The organism is Butyricicoccus pullicaecorum, assembly GCF_002160355.1.
Taxonomy (GTDB): domain Bacteria; phylum Bacillota; class Clostridia; order Oscillospirales; family Butyricicoccaceae; genus Butyricicoccus; species Butyricicoccus pullicaecorum.
In genome coordinates this window covers 100,508-118,583 of record NZ_NFKK01000004.1, presented here as the reverse complement: position 1 = coordinate 118,583, position 18,076 = coordinate 100,508, and the positions used below count along the sequence as shown (strand labels likewise).

The window sequence follows — 18,076 nt, the reverse complement described above, 5'->3', positions numbered from 1 at the left end:
TATTTTTTGGTTGATTCCGGCCTTCGGCCTGGAATCAAAAAGGGGGGTTTCGTGTCCTGCGGGACACGACTTAGGGCTCTGCCCTAAGGACCCGCAAACCTTTGAAAAGGTTTGATCCAAACTTCAGTGATTGGTGCGGTGTTTTTCGTTACAGATTCTGAATATTTTCAATCAGCGTCTTGATGATATCTTCAAGTTCTGCATTTTTCTTACGATCACCGTCGATTTTATCGCACGCATGCATGACCGTGGTATGATCTCGTCCAAAAACCTTACCAATTTCCGGCAGTGAGTAATTGGTCATCTTTCTGACCAGATACATAGCCATCTGGCGTGGCTGAACGGTATCTTTGGAACGACGATCGGACAGAATCTGATCGACCGGAACCGAGTAGAAGTTAGAAACGGTCTGTAAGATCATCGGCGGGGTGGGATTTAAGCCGGGGCTGATGGACTTGACCTCTTCGATGACCTTCTGGGTCATGTCGATGGTGATGGCCTCGCCGCCGAGCTCGTGTTTTGCCTTGATTTTCTTGACCGTGCCTTCCAGCTGACGGACGTTGGATTGCAAATTCTCTGCGATGCAGTAAATGACGTCCTTGGGCAGATCGAAACCGAGCTTTTCCGCCTTTGCATTGATGATGGCCACACGGGTTTCAAAGTCCGGCGGCTGAATGTCGGCCAAAAGACCCCATTCAAAACGGGTCTTCATGCGGTCTTCGAGGGTGTTCATCTCCTTGGGCGGACGGTCGGAAGTCAGAACGATCTGACGGCCAGCCTCATAAAGCGCATTAAAGGTGTGGAAAAATTCCTCCTGCGTGCGCTCTTTGCCGGCGATAAACTGAATATCGTCGATCAAAAGCAGGTCAGCCATACGGTACTTGCCGCGGAAGGACTGCACATCGCCTTCCTGAATGGCGGTGACCAACTCGTTGGTGAAATCCTCGCCTTTTACATAAATAATGCGGAAATTCGGGTGCGTACCGCGAATGACATTGCCGATTGCATGCAAAAGGTGGGTTTTGCCCAGACCGGACTGACCATAAATAAAGAGCGGGTTGTAGTTTTCAGCCGGATGATTTGCGACCGAAACGGCAGCCGCATGGGCGAACTTGTTGGACGAACCAACAATGAAGTGTTCAAAGGTGTATTCCTCGTCGGGGGAGAGACCGATGGACTCACCGGTTTTCTCCGCGGACGGAACCTGATCGCCATAAACGACCGAAAGGGTGATGGGTTCACCGAGCAGCTCGGTCAAAGCCTGCTGTAAAGGCGCGGTGAAACGAGATTCGATGATCTCTTTTTTGAATTGGTTGGCAGCGCGCAGGACGAAGCTAGTGCCCTCGAGGGAGACGGCTTCGGCGTCGTCAAACCAGGCCGAAAGGGTGACCGGGCTGAAGGAACCTTCCATGCGCGACAACGCCATTTTTAATAAGTCGTTGTTGCTGTTCAAAACATTTCCTCCTAATTCTGCCGATTCTTATTCACTGTACATAGTATCATATTTGACAAGGGATTTCAAGTTATCCACATGGGAGTCCACAGTTGTGGAAAAAATAAACTTTCATCCCGCCCGCAGGCGAAATTAAAGTTTGGATCAAACCTTTTCAAAGGTTTGCGGGTTCTCAGGGCAGCGCCCTGAGTCGCCCGTCGCAACGGGCGAAATCCCCTCTTGAAACCCGGGGTTCGGCCCGGGTTTCAACAAAACTTTCGTTTCAAGCGCCGCCCGCAGGCGGCAAGACTCTTTTGCGCGCAAAGCGCGCTCATGAAAACCAACCTGCGGATTGGTTTTCAATTTTGCGGCTGGCGCCGCACCCTTGCCGTTTCATTTCCCGAACAGCCGGGAGGACCGAAAACTATCCTTAGAAGGAGAACGAAAAGTTCCTTTAAAAAAGGAACCGAAAACCAAAGGATGGGGAACCCATGGTTCCTCACCCTTTGGGAACCCGTCTTCCTTCCTCGTTAGGGTTACTGTGTACCGCCGATAGGGTGGGAAAGTATGAACTCCGCACAGCGGGAGCGAGTCGTCCGGCGCTCCCGTTTGTGCTGGGACTGCGTTGCGAACGCGAAGTTTATGGGACCTTACGGAAATAGAAAATGTCCCGGTGGGACGTTTTCCCGTAAGGCTGTGACCGGCTTGTCCGGTCAAGTCATAAACAGAGAACGGAAGTCTAGGCGCTCAGTGCGGCAGTACGATCTGCTTTTGCGGTGCTGATCTGCGCGCCTGGTTTGGCACTTCCCTGCGTCTCCGAAAAAATTTGTCGTATTCTTTTCTATTTGATCGCATTTTGTATCATTCGTGTTTTTCCTCCACATCTGTATTCTCTATTTTCCTCATTTCCTATTTGTCCTTTTTATCTTTCCTTTATCTTCTTCTTTATCTTCCTCTTTCTTTTCATCCCCTCTCTTCCCGCTTTTGATCTCTTGCGTCCCCTCGTCTGCCGTCCCGAAATTCGGGAATATTTGGTACAAAAATTACACAGAGTAAAGTAAAACCCCTTGCCAGTGAAAGGGGGAACTTTTTCCCCCGTCAAAACTGCGGATTTTCAAAAATTGCCCTTGACAAACTCCCGGTTACCTGACTATAATATATCTGATTCGGAGTATTACGGACAGGCAGCGGCATAAGCCCGATACCTGGTTATTGGACCTGTGCCGGTGCCCATTCAGATTCTTAGGATAATAGGAGGTGTGTGGTAAATGCTGAGAACTTATCAGCCCAAGAAGCGTCAGCGCAGCAAGGAGCATGGCTTCCGCAAGAGAATGTCTACGAAGAATGGCCGCAAGGTGCTGGCTCGCCGTCGTGCGAAGGGCCGCAAGCAGCTGACCCTGTAATCTTTGCCCATTCCGCAGCGCAAAAGAAAAAACAGATCGAGCCGCCCAGTATGAGCGGCTCTTTTTTCTATGTTGTCCACGCTGGGGGTCGTATTTTTCGGCCTGCCGCACCCAAGACCCGGCGCATCGGACACGCGGACCCTTTCCCAGACCCTTCTGGAAGCCTTGGAACGGCGGCAGGCAGGCCGCGCAGGGCAATATATTTGCCTTTCCGGATTCGGCGCGGCGGGAGCGCGCCCGGGCATCGGCCCGCTTCCCTCTCACAAAAAAGCAAGAACGCTTCTGACTTTTGGGAGCAAAACACATGAAGAAAACCTATGTGATCAAACAAAACCATGAATTCCGCAGACTGTACCACCGGGGCAAGTCGGTGGCAAACCGTTATCTTGTGCTGTACTGCCTGAAAAACCGGCTGGGACATAACCGTCTTGGTCTGACAGTGAGTGCAAAATACGGCTGCGCCGTCGAGCGAAACCGCGCAAAGCGTCTGTTCCGCGAGGCTTACCGGCTGCACGAGGCGGAGTTCAAACCGGGATTTGATTTCGTGCTGGTCGCACGCGCACGGATGCAGGGAGCTTCCTGCGCCGACGTGGAAAAGGCGCTTTTGAAGGCTGCCCGTGATCTGCACGTCGTACAGGACGTGAAAGAAGGAATGAACGGTTGAAACGGCTGCTATTGGCACTGATCCGGTTTTACCGCCGTGCCATTTCACCTTATACCGCACCGAAGTGCCGCTATATCCCGACCTGTTCGCAGTATGCCCTAGAGGCAATCGAGAAATACGGCGCACGCAAAGGCGGCTGGTTGGCGTTCAAGCGCATCTGCCGCTGTCATCCTTTCTCCAAGCGCGGCCCTTACGACCCCGTACCCTGAGCATTTGGGGAGATCCTGACCGGAAAAGTACGGAAGGAACAAGAACGGACGGGAAGAATCGCCCGTCTGAAAAACCATTTGGAGGAACAACGATTTGGCTAAGCTCTTTGGTTTGTTGATCGTGCGTCCGTTTGGTATGCTGCTGATGGCAATCTACAATTTGGTAGATTCCTACGGCCTCGCGATCATCCTCTTTGCCCTGCTCTGTAAGTTCATCCTGCTGCCGCTCACCATTCACAGTAAGAAGAGCATGCGCAAGATGAGTGCACTGTCGCAGAAGCAGCAGGCATTGCAGAAGAAATACGGAAACAATCGCGTCAAGCTCAACGAGGAGATGCAGAAGCTGTACGAGCAGGAGGGTGTAAACCCGATGAGTGGCTGTCTGCCCTCTTTCCTGCCGCTCCCCATCATGATGGGCCTGTACTACGCGATCGAGAAGCCCATTACCTTTATGATGGGCATTACCGACAAGGACTTTGTGACCGAAGGCATCCCGGATTCGGTACAGCTTCTGATCAACTACGTTCAGAACAACGGCCTTGCCGACCTGTCGGGGTACAATGATTACTACGTCCAGATTCCGCTGATGGAGACGCTCAACAAGCTGGCAGATTCCGCGGGCAACTTCCCGGAGTCCATCACCAGCCTGTCTACCGAGATCGCACAGCATCTGGTACCGCTGAACTTTGACTTCTTTGGCTTCAACCTGGCGCAGACCCCGAACATTAAGGAACCGGGTCTGATCTGGTTGCTGCCCATCCTGTCCGGTGTGACCGCACTGCTGTCCTCGGTGGTTATGCAGAAGATGCAGCAGAAGACCAACCCGGCAGCTGCACAGATGCAGGGTTCGATGAAGACCATGCTGTACATCATGCCGCTGTTCTCTGTATATCTGGGCTTCATCCTGCCGGCAGCACTGGCAGTGTACTGGATTACCAACAACCTGTTCACCATGATCCAGGAAATCGGCCTGACCTGGTACATGAATAAGTACCATCCGGTTGAGGTTGAAGATCCGAAGAAGAAGAAAAAGAAATTGCCGAAGGGAGACGCGTAAAGATGCAGAAGGAACAGATTTTCTCCGCGGCCACGGTAGACCGCGCGATTGAAAAGGCCCTTGCAGAGCTGCATATGGATCGCGACGCTGTTTCGGTAGAGGTCATCGAGATGGGCCGCAAGGGCTTTCTGGGTATTGGCGCATCGGACGCCAAGATCCGCGTGACCTATGAAGTACCGGACGAGGTAAAGCCGGCCGAGAAGCCGGCGGCAAAGGTGGAGGAGAAGCCTGCACCCAAGGCCGAGGTCAAGACCGAGGCAAAGCCGCGCCCGGCACAGGACGACACCCCGCGTCTGGTCAAGGCTGCACCGCAGAGTGCAGAGAATAAGAAGCCGGTACAGCGTCCGGCAGCCCGTCCGGCACGGGACGAGGAGAAGCCGCGCCTGGTACGCCGCGCAAGCGGTGAGAAGGCCGAGCAGCCGGCAGCAAAGCCGACCGAGAACAAGAAGCCGCGCCGCGAGCAGGCTGAGCCGACCGTTTTCGTCAAGCCCGAGGAAAAGCCCGAGGGCGAGTGGAGCGCAGAGGCAAAGGCAGCGGTACAGTTCATCGACGGCCTGCTGGTCAAGCTGGGCGTTGAGGGCCGCGCATACGTGACCGCACAGTCCGAGGACGATCACCTGCGCATTGAGATCGAAGGCCCGGACATGGGCCCGGTCATCGGCCGCCGCGGCGATACGCTGGACGCCATCCAGTACCTGACTTCTCTGGTGCTCAATCGCGGTACCGAGGAGCATATCCGCCTGACCATCGATACCGAGAACTATCGCGGTAAGCGTGCTGAGTCTCTGGAGAGACTGGCAAGAAAGATGGCGGGTAAGGTTGCGCGCTATCATAAGCCCATGACTCTGGAGCCGATGAATCCGTATGAGCGCAGAATCATCCATTCTGCACTGCAGGATTACCGCGGTGTGACCACCCATTCGACCGGTACCGAACCCAACCGTCGTGTTGTGATTTCGCCGGAAGGCGGCAGACGCTACGCGGGTAAAAGACCGCAGCGTCCGCAGCAGTAAGGACAAAGGAATCCCGCCCGCAGGCGAAAACGGGTCCGGGCCTGAGGCCCGGCGCGGTCCAGCCGCGCAGGCTGGCCGCCGTCCGCAGACGGCGGAATCCCCTTTTGAAACCCGGTGTTCGGCCCGGGTTTCAATAAAACTCTCGTAAAAAAGCGCGTCCGCAGACGCGCAATTCTCCGCGTGCTTAGCACGCTCATGAAAACCGTTCCATTCGGAACGGTTTTCTTTTTTGTATATTTTAGTTGATTTTCGCGAAGCGAAAATCAAAAAGGGGTTTCGCGCTCTGCGGAGCGCGACTTGAGGCTCTGCCTCAAGACTCCGCAAACCTTTGAAAAGGTTTGATCGAAACTTCATTGCCGCCCTTCGGGCGGTCTCCCCTACTCTTTTTTCCCAGAAAAAAACCTCCGCTTCGCGGAGGATGACGCATCAAACCAGATATTTCGTTTTATTTTTCCCCAAAACTCTTATCTTCTCGCGTGCGGAATCAAGATCTTGACCAAAATCCCGTCGTCGCGCTCTTCCTTTTCATAACTGGTATTGACCCCGGATTCCTTCATCATCCCCACCGCTTTGTCCACTGTATTGAGGAACAAGCGCACATCCTTGATGAGCCGCCGCATAGTACCAGCCGGTTTTTCGGGCGGAGCTGTGAGCAGCTGCTCGATGTACTGCTCGGTGCGATTGACGTTCCATTGGTGCTGGATGATGGCCTGGGTTGCCTTTAATCGTTCTTCCTCAGTGGGCAGACGCAGGAGCGCACGGGCGTGACGTTCGGATAACCCACCCTCGCGGATGAGGCGCATATTTTCCTGCGATAATTTGAGCAGTCGCAGCTTGTTTGCCACGGCAGATTGCGTTTTTCCCACCTTGCGCGCCGCTTCCTCCTGCGTCAGACCGTAGCGGTCAATGAGACGGCGATACCCGGCAGCTTCCTCGAAAAAATCCAGATCACGGCGCTGGAGATTTTCGACCAGCGCGATGGCAGAAGAGTCTGCCTCAGTGGCGTTCATTACCAGACAGGGCACTTCGGAAAGCCCGGCCGCACGCGCAGCCCGTAGACGGCGCTCGCCGGCAATCAGCTCGTAGCCGTCGGGCGTGCGCCGCACGGTCAAGGGATTGAGCACACCGTATTGGCGAATGGAGTCTGCCAGCTGATTGATCGCCTCGGGTTCAAAGTACCGCCGTGGCTGGTTGGGATTGCGAGAGATGAGCGCGGCTTTAATACGCCTGAGCTGTCGTTCGTTTCCGTTTCCGGGCAGATTAAACATCGGTGTCATGGTGGGAAATAGCCTCCTTTGTTGATTTGGTTCGCTCTATCTACAAGGTTACCAGAAAATGACGGGATGTAAAGGGAAATCGTCCGCAGATGTTGCACTTTCAAGACGGCATTCAGCGGCATTTGGGCAGAAAACGGCAGATTTTCTATTTTTCGGCAGGAAATAATTCCCGACCACCGCAGCCCTAATTGAAGCTTTCGCTCAAGCCTTTCTCGAAAGGCTTGCGGAGTCTTGAGGCAGAGCCTCAAGTCGCCCGTCGCAACGGGCGAAATCCCCTCTTGATTTTCGCTTCGCGAAAATCAACAAAAACAAAAAATAAAAGCGCCGTCCGCAGACGGCGCAATATTTTCGCGCACAAAGTGCGCTCATGGAAAAGACCGTCCTTTCGGACGGTCTTTCCCGAGAATTTCGCTCGCTGCGGCGAGCGATTTTTTATTATTTTTAGGTTGAAACCCGGGGCGGACACCGGGTTTCAAAAGGGGGATTCCGCCGTCTGCGGACGGCGGCCAGCCTGCGCGGCTGGACCGCGCCAGGGAACTCGTCCCCTGGACCCCGATTGTCGGCTGCGGCCGAGATTCCGTTTCCTTTACAGCGGTGCCGCCGAAATCTTCTGAAATCTTCTCGGATACTTCGCCGGAGTGCTCTTGATCTTCTTGACGATCACCAGACGGCTCTTTCTTCCGTCCGACATGGGTACGGTGTAATCGATCACGCGCTCTAACCTGCCGCCCAGAATGGTGATCGCGTTCTTGGCCTCTTCGATTTCCTCATCCGAGCCGACCGCCTTCATGGCGATGAAATATCCACCGACCTTGACGAGCGGCAGGGACAGCTCTGCGAGCACATTGAGTCGTGCGACAGCGCGGGAAGTCGCAAGATCGAATTCTTCGCGGTGGTCGAACTCCTCCGCGCGGGCGTGGACGGCCTGCGTGCCGGTCAGACCCAGTTCGTCAATGACTTCCTGCAAGAACTTGATGCGCTTGCCGAGCGAGTCAAGCAGGGTCACCTTTGCATCGGACAGAATTGCGACCGGGATACCCGGGAAACCCGCGCCGCAGCCCACGTCAATGACGGTTTTTCCAGCTGCATAGCACGCGAGAGGTGCGCAGTCGAGGAAGTGGCGGGTCACGACCTCGAGGGGGTCGGTGACGGCGGTCAGGTTCATGACCTTATTTTTTTCGAGTAAGAGGTCGGAGAAGGCGAGCAATTTGTCCACAGCCTGTGGATCGTGCTGGCCGAGTTGTTCCAGACCGGAAGTAAGCAGTTCATGAGCAGTCATGCGTCGTTGCCTCCCTTTTCGAGGTTGAGATAGATCATCAGAGCGGTGATATCGGCGGGGGAAACGCCCGAGATACGACCGGCCTGACCGAAGTTGAGCGGACGGATGTCCTTGAGTTTCTGTCGTGCCTCCAGACGGAGCGAGGGCACGGCATCGTAGTCGATGTCCTGGGGCAGCGTGCGGGCTTCGAGCTTGCGGAACTGCTCGACGTCCTTTTGCTGGCGGGCGATGTAGCCCTCGTACTTGATGCGGATTTCGACCTGTTCGCGGATGGCGGGGTCGAGCGCGGGGCGGTCGGGGTCAAAGACCGCGAGATCGTCATAGCCGAGCTCGGGACGGCGCAAGAGATCGATCATGCGGCATCCGGCCTTGAGGGGCGTGGAATGGTGCGCGGTCAAAAAGTCCTGCATTTCGTCGGTGGGCTGCACACTGACCGTGCACAAACGGTCGATTTCCTGCTGGACGCGCTGATATTTTGCCTCGGTACGCGCCAGACGCTCGGGACTGTTGAGTCCGACGCGTGCACCGATGGGTACCAGACGCTCGTCGGCATTGTCCTGCCGGAGCAGCAGACGGTATTCCGAGCGCGAGGTCATCATGCGGTAGGGTTCACGCGTGCCGCGGGTGACCAGATCGTCGATCAGCGTACCAATGTAGCCGTCGGCGCGGTCGAGGATGAGCGGGGATTCTCCCTTGATCTTGCGCGCGGCATTGATGCCCGCGATCAGACCCTGCGCTGCGGCTTCCTCGTAACCGGACGAGCCGTTAAACTGTCCCGCACCGTATAAACCGGGTACTTTTCGGCATTCCAGCGTGGGAAGCAGCTCGGTGGGGTCTACGCAGTCGTATTCGATGGCGTAGGCCGGGCGCATGACCTCGGCGTGTTCGAGTCCTTTGATGGTGTGCAGCATTTTGAGCTGCACGTCCTCGGGCATGGACGACGAGAAGCCCTGCACATAGATTTCCTCGGTTTCCAATCCCATCGGCTCGAGAAAGAGCTGGTGACGGGGCTTGTCGGCAAAGCGCACGACCTTGTCCTCGATGGACGGGCAGTAGCGCGGGCCGACACCCTCGATCGTGCCCGAAAACAGGGGCGAGCGGTCGAGATTGTCGCGAATGACCGCGTGCGTGTCCAGATTGGTGTACGTCAGATGACAGACCGCCTGATTTGCAGGCGGGTGCTCGGAATCGAAGGAAAACGGGATGATCTCCTGCTCTCCCTCCTGCACTTCCAGACCGTCGAAGCAGATCGAACGACGGTTGACGCGCGGCGGCGTACCGGTCTTGAACCGCTGGAGGCGCAGACCGAGACGGCGTAAACAGCCGGTCAGCTCCTTGGCCGGGAACATGCCGTCCGGGCCGCTCTCCTGGGTGAATTCACCGATGATGATGCGCCCGCCGAGAAAGGTACCCGAGCAGATGATCGCGGCCTTGACCGCATACTGCGCACCGGTGGCCGTGGTCACACCACACACCGCACCGGTTTCGTCCACCTCGACCGACACGACCTCGGCCTGCTTGAGCGAAAGATTTTCGGTCGTCTCGAGTACGTGCTTCATGTACGAGCGATATTTCACGCGGTCGGCCTGCGCGCGTAAGGAGTGCACCGCAGGGCCTTTGCCGCGGTTGAGCATGCGGTATTGAATGCACGCCGCATCGGCTGCATGCCCCATTTCGCCGCCGAGGGCATCGATCTCGCGTACGAGATGCCCCTTTGCCGTGCCGCCGATGGCGGGATTACAGGGCAGATTGCCGACGGCATCTAAGTTGATGGTAAAGCACAGCGTGCGCAGTCCGAGACGCGCACCGGCCAGCGCAGCTTCAATGCCCGCGTGACCGGCACCGATGACCGCGATGTCGTAAGTGCCAGCAAAATACATGGATGTTCCTCCGAAAATTTTTGTGCACATCTGTTGATAACTCTGTGCATACTTGGGATAACTGTGGATAGATAGCTGAAAAATAGAATACGAAATGTAATATAAAGATAGAGTATGTCGAAATGTAATGTAAAATTGTGGTAGAAAAGCACGAGCGTCCACAATGTGCACAAGGGGATTGTGGATAACTTTTTTGGGGAAGAGAAACCCGCCCGCAGGCGAAAACGGGTCCGGGCCTGAGGCCCGGCGCGGTCCAGCCGCGCAGGCTGGCCGCCGTCCGCAGACGGCGGAATCCCCTATTGATTCCGGCCAAAGCCGGAATCAACAAAAACTTATTTAGAGCGCCGCCCGCAGGCGGCAAGACTCCCCTTGCGCGCCAGGCGCGCTCATGAAAACCAACCTGCGGGTTGGTTTTCCACTTCCCTGTCACCCAAATTGCGGTTTGCAAAGCGCAGGGTGCGCAGAAACGGCAGGAATTTGGGAATCCGTTCCACGGGAACGGATTCCATGAGCGCACTTTGTGCGCGAGGGCTTCCGCGTCCTGCGGGACGCGGTTTTTTTGTTTGTTTTGGTTGATTTTCGCTCCGCGAAAATCAAAAAGGGGGTTCCGCGTCCTGCGGGACGCGGCTTGAGGCTCTGCCTCAAGACTCCGCAAGCCTTTTGAAAAAGGCTTGACCGAAAACTTCAATAATTGGTGCGGTGCTTTATTTTCCGACGCAGAAATTCGCGAAGATATGATCTACGATATCATTCTGGACACTCTGACCGGTGAGTTCTCCAAGGCTCTCAATCGCGCCCTCGATATCATATACCACGGCATCCGGTGAAAAACCGGCTTTTAAGTGTTCCGCAGCCAATTCCAGACGTTCCGCCGTCCGTTTCAAGGTCTCCGCCTGTCGGATATTGGTAATCAAACCGCCGTCAGAAGGAAGATCACGCACGCCGGTGAGCGTGAGTAGAGTGTCGGTCAGTTCGGACAGGCCCTCGCGGTGCTTGGCGGACAGGGGTACGACCGCGCGGAAGCAGTCGGACAGCTCTTCCCAGCCCTCTGCGCGGAGCAGGTCAGCCTTGTTTAAGATGGCGACGGCACGGGCAGCGTTTTTGGCTTCGCGCATGACCATGCGATCTTCCCCACCCACCGGCTTGCTGCCGTCAAACACGGCGAGTACGACACCGGACTCGGCAGCAGTTCGCACGGCGTCACGGGCACGGGACACACCGATTTTTTCGACCGGGTCGTTGGTCTCGCGCAGACCGGCGGTGTCCTGGAGCCGAAGCACCAGACCGCCGAGGCACAGCGTTTCCTCGACCGTGTCGCGGGTCGTACCGGCGATATCGGTGACGATGGCGCGGTCGTAGCCGAGCAGCGCGTTGAGCAGGGTAGATTTTCCGGCATTGGGACGGCCAATGATGGCGCAGGGCAAGCCCTCGCGCAGGGCGCGGCCACGGGAATAGCTCTCGTGGAGGGCGTTCAGCCGGGTGCGCATGTCGGACAGGGTCTGGCCGATTTCGGTGAGCGGCAGGTCTTCGATCTCCTCATCGGGGTAGTCGATGACGGCGAGGAACTGGGCGCAGACCGCAACGAGACGCTGACGCATGTCGGCAAATTCGGTCGACATGTGCCCGCCGAGCTGGGAAACCGCGAGCGCGGCAGCCTGTTCGGAATGTGCAGTGACCAGATCGCCGACCGCTTCGGCGGCGAATAAGTCCAGCTTGCCATTTAAAAACGCACGGCGGGTGAACTCACCGGGTTCGGCCTGACGCGCACCGAGGTCAAAGAGCGCGGATAAGACGGCTTGCAGGACGGCGGACGAGCCGTGACAGTGGATTTCGGCCATAGGTTCCCCGGTGTAGGTCGCGGGTGCGGGGAAAAAGACGGCCATCGGCCGGTCGATGACCCGACCGTGCACGGTGAGCACGCCGTAGGTCAGCACGCGGGGTTGTAGATCGCGTGAGCCGACCGGGGTGAAGAGCGCACGCAGACAGGACTCGGCAGCATCGCCCGAGATGCGCACGATACCGATCGCACCGCCGGGGGCGGTGGACAGCGCAGCGATGGTTTGCGCCATAGATCGAACCTCCCTGAAAAATACTTGATATCATTTTATTTTACCATAACAGCGTTCCGAATGCAAAAAATACACACAAAAAGCCCGAAGAAAAACTGGAACTGCCGGGGAAAGCATGCTATAATGGGTGGCGTAAGAAAATTGACAGACTGTGGAGGAACGTGAAACCATGACGTTAAAGAAAGCATATCCGGTGCTGGCGATCGTGCTGGGCGCGACCGGCGGCGTGCTGCACGGATTGGATCTTGTGCAGGGCTATGACAGCGCCGATCTGCCGACGGGTGCACCGTGGCTGACGATGTTATACGTATTGAGTGCGATTGCGGTGGTTCTGTGCGTCGCAGCGGCATTCACCTACCGCAAGACGAGCGACCGATACAAGGCATTCGAATCCTACCTGACCGGCGGCGGCACGCGGCATAAGACGGTCGCGGTGCTGAGCGGTGAATTGTTCATCGTGTTCGGCCTTGCCGGTTTGTACTATACCATGACGCACATCATGGAAATGACCATGTTTGACCGCGTCACCCTGATTCCCTTGTATCTGCTGGCCATTGTGTCGTGCGTGGCTTTCATGCGACTGGGCGGCAGCGCAGTACGCGGTACGGTGACCGAGGACGACGCGAATATGATCTTTATTCCAATCGCTTGGGCAGCGCTTGACCTCGTGAATACCTTTAAGGAGAACGGCAACGTGCCGATGGAAGGCAAGTTTGTGTTTGAACTGCTGGCAGCCGGCGGCCTGCTGTGCGCACTGCACGCATACGCAAGATTTTTGTTTTCTACCCCTCGTCCGCGCCTGCTCGCCGGATTTGCCGGAATCGGTACGGTTTTCGGCCTGACCGGCGGTATCGGTTTGATTATTCAGTATGTTATGACCGATCTGAGCGACTTGCAGCGCGTCCCGCGTGCGGGTTGCTATGTGATCTGCGCCCTGTGGCTGGCATATCAGCTCAGCCGTATGGCGTTGTCGGATGAACCCGAAGGCCCGAAGCTCAAAAGAGGAAAGCCGGTCAACGAATAAGCACCGCACCCAACGCTGAAGCTTTCGCCAGCCTTTCTCGAAAGGCTGCGGAGTCTTGAGGCAGAGCCTCAAGCCGCGCTCCGCAGAGCGCGGAACTCCCTTTTTGATTTTCGCTGTGCGAAAATCAACCAAAACAAAAAAATAATCGCGCTCCGCAGAGCGCGAAATATCCCCGCGCGCCAAGCGCGCTCATGAAAACCGTTCCCAAAGGAACGGTTTTCCTTTTGTACTTTACCCAAACTGCGGACGAACAGATTGAGGGTGTGCAGAAGGGTTTAGGGAGAGGCGTCCGTTTCCAAAGAAACGGACGCCATGAGCGCACTTTGTGCGCGAAAGATTGCGCCGCCTGCGGGCGGCGCTTTTATTTTCTATTTTAGTTGATTCCGGTCTTTGACCGGAATCAAAGGGGGAATTTCGCGGCTTGCGAGCCGCGACTCAGGGCTCTGCCCTGAGAACCCGCAAGCCTTTCGAGAAAGGCTTGAGCGAAAGCTTTAATTATGGGTGCGGTGCTGGTCGTTTCGCTTTTCTTTTCCCCGATTTCTTGCTATACTATAAAAAAAACGCGAGTGCGGAGGACAACGCATGAAACAGGTAACGATTTACACCGACGGTGCGTGCTCGGGCAATCCGGGACCCGGCGGTTGGGGAGCAATTTTGCAATACGGCACGGCAAAAAAGGAGATTTCGGGCGGTGACCCGATGACGACCAATAATAAAATGGAGCTCATGGGCGTGATTTCCGCCCTCGAGCTGCTCAAAGAGCCGTGCAAGATCGATCTTTATTCCGATTCCAAGTACGTCATCGACGGCATCACCAAGGGCTGGGCGAAGGGCTGGAAGGCACGCGGCTGGAAGAAAGCGGATAAGACCCCGGCGAAGAATCCCGAGCTGTGGGACAGACTGCTGGGGCTGTTAGAGGTGCACGCGGTAACATTTCATTGGGTAAAGGGCCATGCGGACAATCCATATAATAACCGCTGCGACGAGCTTGCGGTAGCAGAATGGAAGAAGTACCGCGCATAATTTGACAAAAGAACTTGCGGAAGAACGTCCACCGGGAGAGAGACCGAGCAGTCTTTCACCGGTGGACTTTTCACAGAGTTGTCCAAAATTGCGGCTTTTGCGGGAGGATTTTCCGTTTAGATTGGGAGGGTGTCGCAATTGTTAAAAATTTATGCAAGTGAAATATAAAAATCCTGCAAAAATGTGAAAATAGCCATTGACGGCGGGGGCATTTGCGAGTATGATAATATCAGGAGTGAATTGGAACACCGGCGCGGAGCTTTTCGGCGCTGTGTGTTTACATCCCGCGGCCGCGGCGAGCGTCCGGCGGGCCCGGTAAGGAGGACCTGAATATGCATCGATTTTTGAAGAAGTTCACATGGACGCCTGAACTGGTCGAACTACTGGACGAGTGCAAGGGCGTGTACGTACCCACCAGCAAGCAGGAGCTGTACGAGTCGGTATTCGGTACCGGCCGTTCGGGTAAGTACGATGTTGTATATGACGTAGCAGGCCGCGGTGAGGTGTGTGAAGCGACCGTCGTACGCGCAAAGAACGGCGTAGTCGTCAACTACCCTGAGGATTACATGCGCCGTCGCGATCCCGACTGCATGCGCATCGGTGACGACAAGCCGACCGACAAGCCGCGCTTTAAGGATGTTTATGGTTATGACTTTGCAAAGTGCAAGGCAGATACCCTGGCATGGCTCAAGACCCAGGAACTGATCGTAATGCCCTTCAGTTCGGGCGGCAACGCATACGGTTACGGTTCTATGCTGATCTGCCCGCGCAACGCAGCATTCTTTGCGTACGCAATGGCAAACCTGCAGGGCTTTGTCTCTGCTGAGGAGTCCGAGGGCTTCAAGCCCCGCGCCATCGTTTACGTAGCGCCTCCGTTCCGTCATACCCACTTCAATGGCCGTCAGGTTGTCGTACACAACCGCCTGGACGACTGCCATGAAGTATTCTCTTATAATCTGTATCCCGGCCCGTCTGCAAAGAAGGGTGTATACTCTGTCCTGCTGGACATCGGCGAGCAGGAAAACTGGGTCACTGCACACGCATCGTGCGGCAGAATGGTTACCCAGTACGATAACGAGCTGGTCATCATGCACGAGGGTGCATCGGGCGGCGGTAAGAGCGAGATGCTGCAGGACATCGCACGCACCGAAGATGGTCGTGTCGTCCTGTCCACCAACACCGTGACCGGTGAGCAGACGCTGATGAACATGGGCCGCACCAGCCACATCGAGCCGGTGTGCGATGATATGGCAACCTGCTATCCGTCTCTCCAGAACGACAGCGGCAAGCTGGTACTGGTAGACGGTGAGGACGGCTGGTTCCTGCGCATGGACGGCGTCACCCACTACGGCTGCGACCCGGTATACGAGCGCATCTGCACCGAGCCGGACGAGCCGCTGGTATTCTTCAACATTCAGGGCGTGGTCGGCGCGACCAGCCTGATCTGGGAGCACACGCTGGACTCTGACGGCAAGCCCTGCCCGAACCCGCGTGCAATCGTTCCGCGTTCCAAGGTACCGCACATCGTCAACGAGCCGGTCGAGGTCGACATCCGCTCGTTTGGTACCCGTATGCCCCCCTCTACCCGTGAGGACCCGAACTACGGTATTATGGGTATGCTGCACTTCATCCCGCCCGCACTGGCATGGCTGTGGCGACTGGTCGCACCGCGCGGCTTTAAGAACCCGTCCATCGTTGGCGGCGGCGAGCTGAAGAGCGAGGGCGTAGGCTCTTACTGGCCGTTTGCGACCGGTCTGCGCGTCAAGCAGGCAAACCTCCTGCTCCAGCAGATTGTAAGCTGCCCGAACACCCGTTACGTTCTGATTCCGAACCAGCACATTGGCGTATACCATGTCGGCTTCTCTGCTGAATGGATCAGCCGTGAATGGCTGGCACGTCATAACGGCCATGTTAAGAAGGATAAGCTCGAGCCGGCACGCTGCCCGCTGCTCGGTTACGCACTGAAGGAAATGGTCATCGAGGGCCAGCCCATCCGTTCCAAGTACCTGCGCACTGAGACTCAGGACCGCATGGGTAAGGACGGCTACGATGCAGGCGCAAAGATTCTGACCGATTTCTTTGCGAAGGAGCTGGATAAGTTCTATACGGACGATCTTGACCCGCTGGGTCGTGAGATCATTGATTGCTTCCGCCGCGGCGGCACGATCGAGGACTATTGCAAGCTCACCCCGATGAAGCTGTAAGAGAAAATAGAAAGACCGAGGAAGAAATTCCTCGGTCTTTTTTTGTGAGAAAGGAAAGAAAATCCCGCCCGCAGGCGACAAACGGGTCCGGGCCTGAGGCCCGGCGCGATCCAGCCGCGCAGGCTGGCCGCGCTCCGCAGAGCGCGGAACTCTCTTTTGATTTTCCCGATCCCCCGCGAGGGAAAATCAACTAAAATGAAAAAATAATCGCGTCCCGCAGGACGCGAAATTTCTGGAAAGACCAACCATCCGGTTGGTCTTTCCTTTTTTGTTTGTTTTGATTGATTCCCGGGGCGGACACCGGGAATCAAAAAGGAGTTTCGCCCGTTGCGACGGGCGACTTGAGGCTCTGCCTCAAGACTCCGCGAGCCTTTTGAAAAAGGCTCGAGCGAAAACTTCAATTATGGGTGCGGTGCTAATTTTGACCATGAAAAAACCTCTCTGCACGGACAGAGAGGTTTCTCACTTTTGTTCAGATATCCTTCAGGAAATTAGCCCTGAGAGATAGCACCTACCGGGCAAGCACCAGCGCAGGTACCGCAGTCAACGCAAGCGTCAGCGTTGATTACGTACTGGCCGTCACCCTCGGAGATTGCGCCTACCGGGCACTCACCTGCGCAGGAACCGCAGCTGATGCAAGCGCCAGAAATTACGTATGCCATGGGAATAGCACCTCCAATTCAAATTACATACTTATTCTATCATAAGATTTCAAAAAGGCAAGTGTTTTGCTTAATGTTAGCTATATGCAACTTGAAAGGGGTCGGAAAAGTTCCAAAATCTGACGTTTCCCACTCCCCGGCGAGGGGTATACTAAGGTCAGAAAGGTCAGAAGGTCAGAAAAAGGTCAAGAAAATGAAAAAGTGAGAAAAAACGAGATTCAGCGAGAAAAAGAGAGATAATAGCGGATTCTGTAAAACAGATCGAACGCAAAGGTCAGAAAAGGTCAGAAATTTCGCTTGCAATTTTGGCGGGAAGGATTATAATAAGAATCACAAGGTCAGGAAAGGTCAGGAACCGAACCAAAGCCTTGAGAAAAAGAAACGAGGTCACGCTTATGAAAATGTCAGATACGATCGCAGCCTTTATTATGGACTGCTTATCCGATGGCGGCGGTGTCGCGGAATTACAGCGGCGCGGCTTGGCCGAGCGGTTTTCCTGCGTGCCCAGCCAGATCAACTACGTCATCGAGACCCGCTTCACCCCGGAAAACGGCTATCTGGTCGAATCGCGGCGAGGCGGCGGCGGATATATCCGCATCGTGCGCGTACAGGATGATAAACAGCGCATGCTGCTCGAGGCCGCGAGGGCGGCGGGCGGACAGCTGACGCAGAACGAGGCCGCAAGGCTCATCCGTTCGTTCCTGTCCATCGGCCTGCTGACCACCCGCGAGGGAAAATTGCTGATGGGAGCCTGTACCGACGGTGCGCTGTCCGAGATTCCGGTGGAGCACCGCGACCGCATCCGCGCAGCCGTGTTCCGGTGCGCGATCCTGGGCATCACCACTTAAAATAATGTTGTAAACAAAATCTTTTCGTGTAT

Annotated in this window: 18 protein-coding genes; 9 read left to right on the top strand and 9 right to left on the bottom strand. The window is 55.8% G+C overall.

Translation table 11 applies throughout. The features are described from left to right. Positions 1 to 148: 148 nt before the first annotated feature. On the bottom strand, positions 149 to 1,453 hold the full coding sequence (dnaA, locus tag B5F17_RS05130; RefSeq protein WP_016148868.1) for a chromosomal replication initiator protein DnaA: 1,305 nt from the start codon (positions 1,451 to 1,453) through the stop codon (positions 149 to 151). A 144-nt stretch (positions 1,454 to 1,597) separates the two neighbouring features. Beyond that, positions 1,598 to 1,795, bottom strand: coding sequence for a hypothetical protein (locus tag B5F17_RS14620; protein ID WP_143287678.1), 198 nt, complete (start codon positions 1,793 to 1,795; stop codon positions 1,598 to 1,600). Positions 1,796 to 2,700: 905 nt separating this feature from the next. Between B5F17_RS14620 and rpmH the strand changes: the two genes are divergently transcribed. From rpmH to jag, 5 genes are all read left to right on the top strand, one after another. Beyond that, on the top strand, positions 2,701 to 2,835 hold the full coding sequence (rpmH, locus tag B5F17_RS05125) for a 50S ribosomal protein L34 (RefSeq protein WP_016148870.1): 135 nt from the start codon (positions 2,701 to 2,703) through the stop codon (positions 2,833 to 2,835). A 304-nt stretch (positions 2,836 to 3,139) separates the two neighbouring features. After that, positions 3,140 to 3,499 (top strand): ribonuclease P protein component, encoded by a 360-nt coding sequence (gene rnpA / locus B5F17_RS05120; RefSeq protein ID WP_016148871.1) that lies wholly within the window; start codon positions 3,140 to 3,142, stop codon positions 3,497 to 3,499. After that, entirely contained in the window at positions 3,496 to 3,708 is a 213-nt protein-coding gene (yidD, locus tag B5F17_RS05115; RefSeq protein ID WP_016148872.1) for a membrane protein insertion efficiency factor YidD, read from the top strand. The genes rnpA and yidD overlap by 4 nt, the downstream gene beginning before the upstream one ends. Before the next feature lie 94 nt (positions 3,709 to 3,802). After that, a complete protein-coding gene (locus B5F17_RS05110) occupies positions 3,803 to 4,765 on the top strand; it encodes a YidC/Oxa1 family membrane protein insertase (RefSeq protein WP_087371514.1) in 963 nt (320 codons plus the stop codon). Positions 4,766 to 4,767: 2 nt separating this feature from the next. Next, positions 4,768 to 5,778 (top strand): RNA-binding cell elongation regulator Jag/EloR, encoded by a 1,011-nt coding sequence (gene jag / locus B5F17_RS05105; protein WP_087371511.1) that lies wholly within the window; start codon positions 4,768 to 4,770, stop codon positions 5,776 to 5,778. Positions 5,779 to 6,242: 464 nt separating this feature from the next. Here the strand turns inward: jag and B5F17_RS05100 are convergent, their stop codons facing one another. From B5F17_RS05100 to mnmE, 5 genes are all read right to left on the bottom strand, one after another. Further along, positions 6,243 to 7,055, bottom strand: coding sequence for a ParB/RepB/Spo0J family partition protein (locus B5F17_RS05100; protein WP_206396701.1), 813 nt, complete (start codon positions 7,053 to 7,055; stop codon positions 6,243 to 6,245). A 586-nt stretch (positions 7,056 to 7,641) separates the two neighbouring features. Continuing rightward, positions 7,642 to 8,334, bottom strand: a complete 693-nt coding sequence (rsmG, locus tag B5F17_RS05095; protein ID WP_087371508.1) for a 16S rRNA (guanine(527)-N(7))-methyltransferase RsmG — start codon at positions 8,332 to 8,334, stop codon at positions 7,642 to 7,644. Further along, positions 8,331 to 10,214 (bottom strand): tRNA uridine-5-carboxymethylaminomethyl(34) synthesis enzyme MnmG, encoded by a 1,884-nt coding sequence (gene mnmG, locus B5F17_RS05090; protein WP_087371505.1) that lies wholly within the window; start codon positions 10,212 to 10,214, stop codon positions 8,331 to 8,333. Before mnmG ends, rsmG begins: the two co-directional genes overlap by 4 nt. Before the next feature lie 386 nt (positions 10,215 to 10,600). Continuing rightward, positions 10,601 to 10,723 (bottom strand): hypothetical protein, encoded by a 123-nt coding sequence (locus B5F17_RS15215; RefSeq protein ID WP_275532117.1) that lies wholly within the window; start codon positions 10,721 to 10,723, stop codon positions 10,601 to 10,603. Between the two features lie 195 nt (positions 10,724 to 10,918). Continuing rightward, positions 10,919 to 12,283, bottom strand: coding sequence for a tRNA uridine-5-carboxymethylaminomethyl(34) synthesis GTPase MnmE (mnmE, locus tag B5F17_RS05085; protein WP_087371502.1), 1,365 nt, complete (start codon positions 12,281 to 12,283; stop codon positions 10,919 to 10,921). 169 nt (positions 12,284 to 12,452) lie between these two features. On the opposite strand from mnmE, the gene B5F17_RS05080 reads away from it, so the two are divergent. The 3 genes from B5F17_RS05080 (at position 12,453) to B5F17_RS05070 (ending at position 16,534) form a co-directional block, all read left to right on the top strand. Beyond that, entirely contained in the window at positions 12,453 to 13,307 is an 855-nt protein-coding gene (locus B5F17_RS05080; protein ID WP_016148879.1) for a hypothetical protein, read from the top strand. A 582-nt stretch (positions 13,308 to 13,889) separates the two neighbouring features. Beyond that, positions 13,890 to 14,330, top strand: coding sequence for a ribonuclease HI (rnhA, locus tag B5F17_RS05075; protein WP_016148880.1), 441 nt, complete (start codon positions 13,890 to 13,892; stop codon positions 14,328 to 14,330). 332 nt (positions 14,331 to 14,662) lie between these two features. Further along, positions 14,663 to 16,534, top strand: a complete 1,872-nt coding sequence (locus B5F17_RS05070; RefSeq protein ID WP_087371499.1) for a DUF4914 family protein — start codon at positions 14,663 to 14,665, stop codon at positions 16,532 to 16,534. On the opposite strand, the gene B5F17_RS14790 is transcribed toward B5F17_RS05070, so the two are convergent. Together B5F17_RS14790 and B5F17_RS05065 are read right to left on the bottom strand one after the other, a co-directional pair. Next, entirely contained in the window at positions 16,504 to 16,935 is a 432-nt protein-coding gene (locus tag B5F17_RS14790) for a hypothetical protein (RefSeq protein ID WP_162608085.1), read from the bottom strand. The two genes, B5F17_RS05070 and B5F17_RS14790, sit on opposite strands and share 31 nt — an antisense overlap. A 90-nt stretch (positions 16,936 to 17,025) precedes the next feature. Continuing rightward, positions 17,026 to 17,196, bottom strand: coding sequence for a 4Fe-4S ferredoxin (locus B5F17_RS05065; RefSeq protein WP_016148882.1), 171 nt, complete (start codon positions 17,194 to 17,196; stop codon positions 17,026 to 17,028). Positions 17,197 to 17,591: 395 nt separating this feature from the next. Between B5F17_RS05065 and B5F17_RS05060 the strand changes: the two genes are divergently transcribed. Next, complete coding sequence (locus B5F17_RS05060; RefSeq protein WP_087371496.1) at positions 17,592 to 18,044, top strand: CtsR family transcriptional regulator; 453 nt, start codon at positions 17,592 to 17,594, stop codon at positions 18,042 to 18,044. Positions 18,045 to 18,076 lie beyond the last annotated feature (32 nt).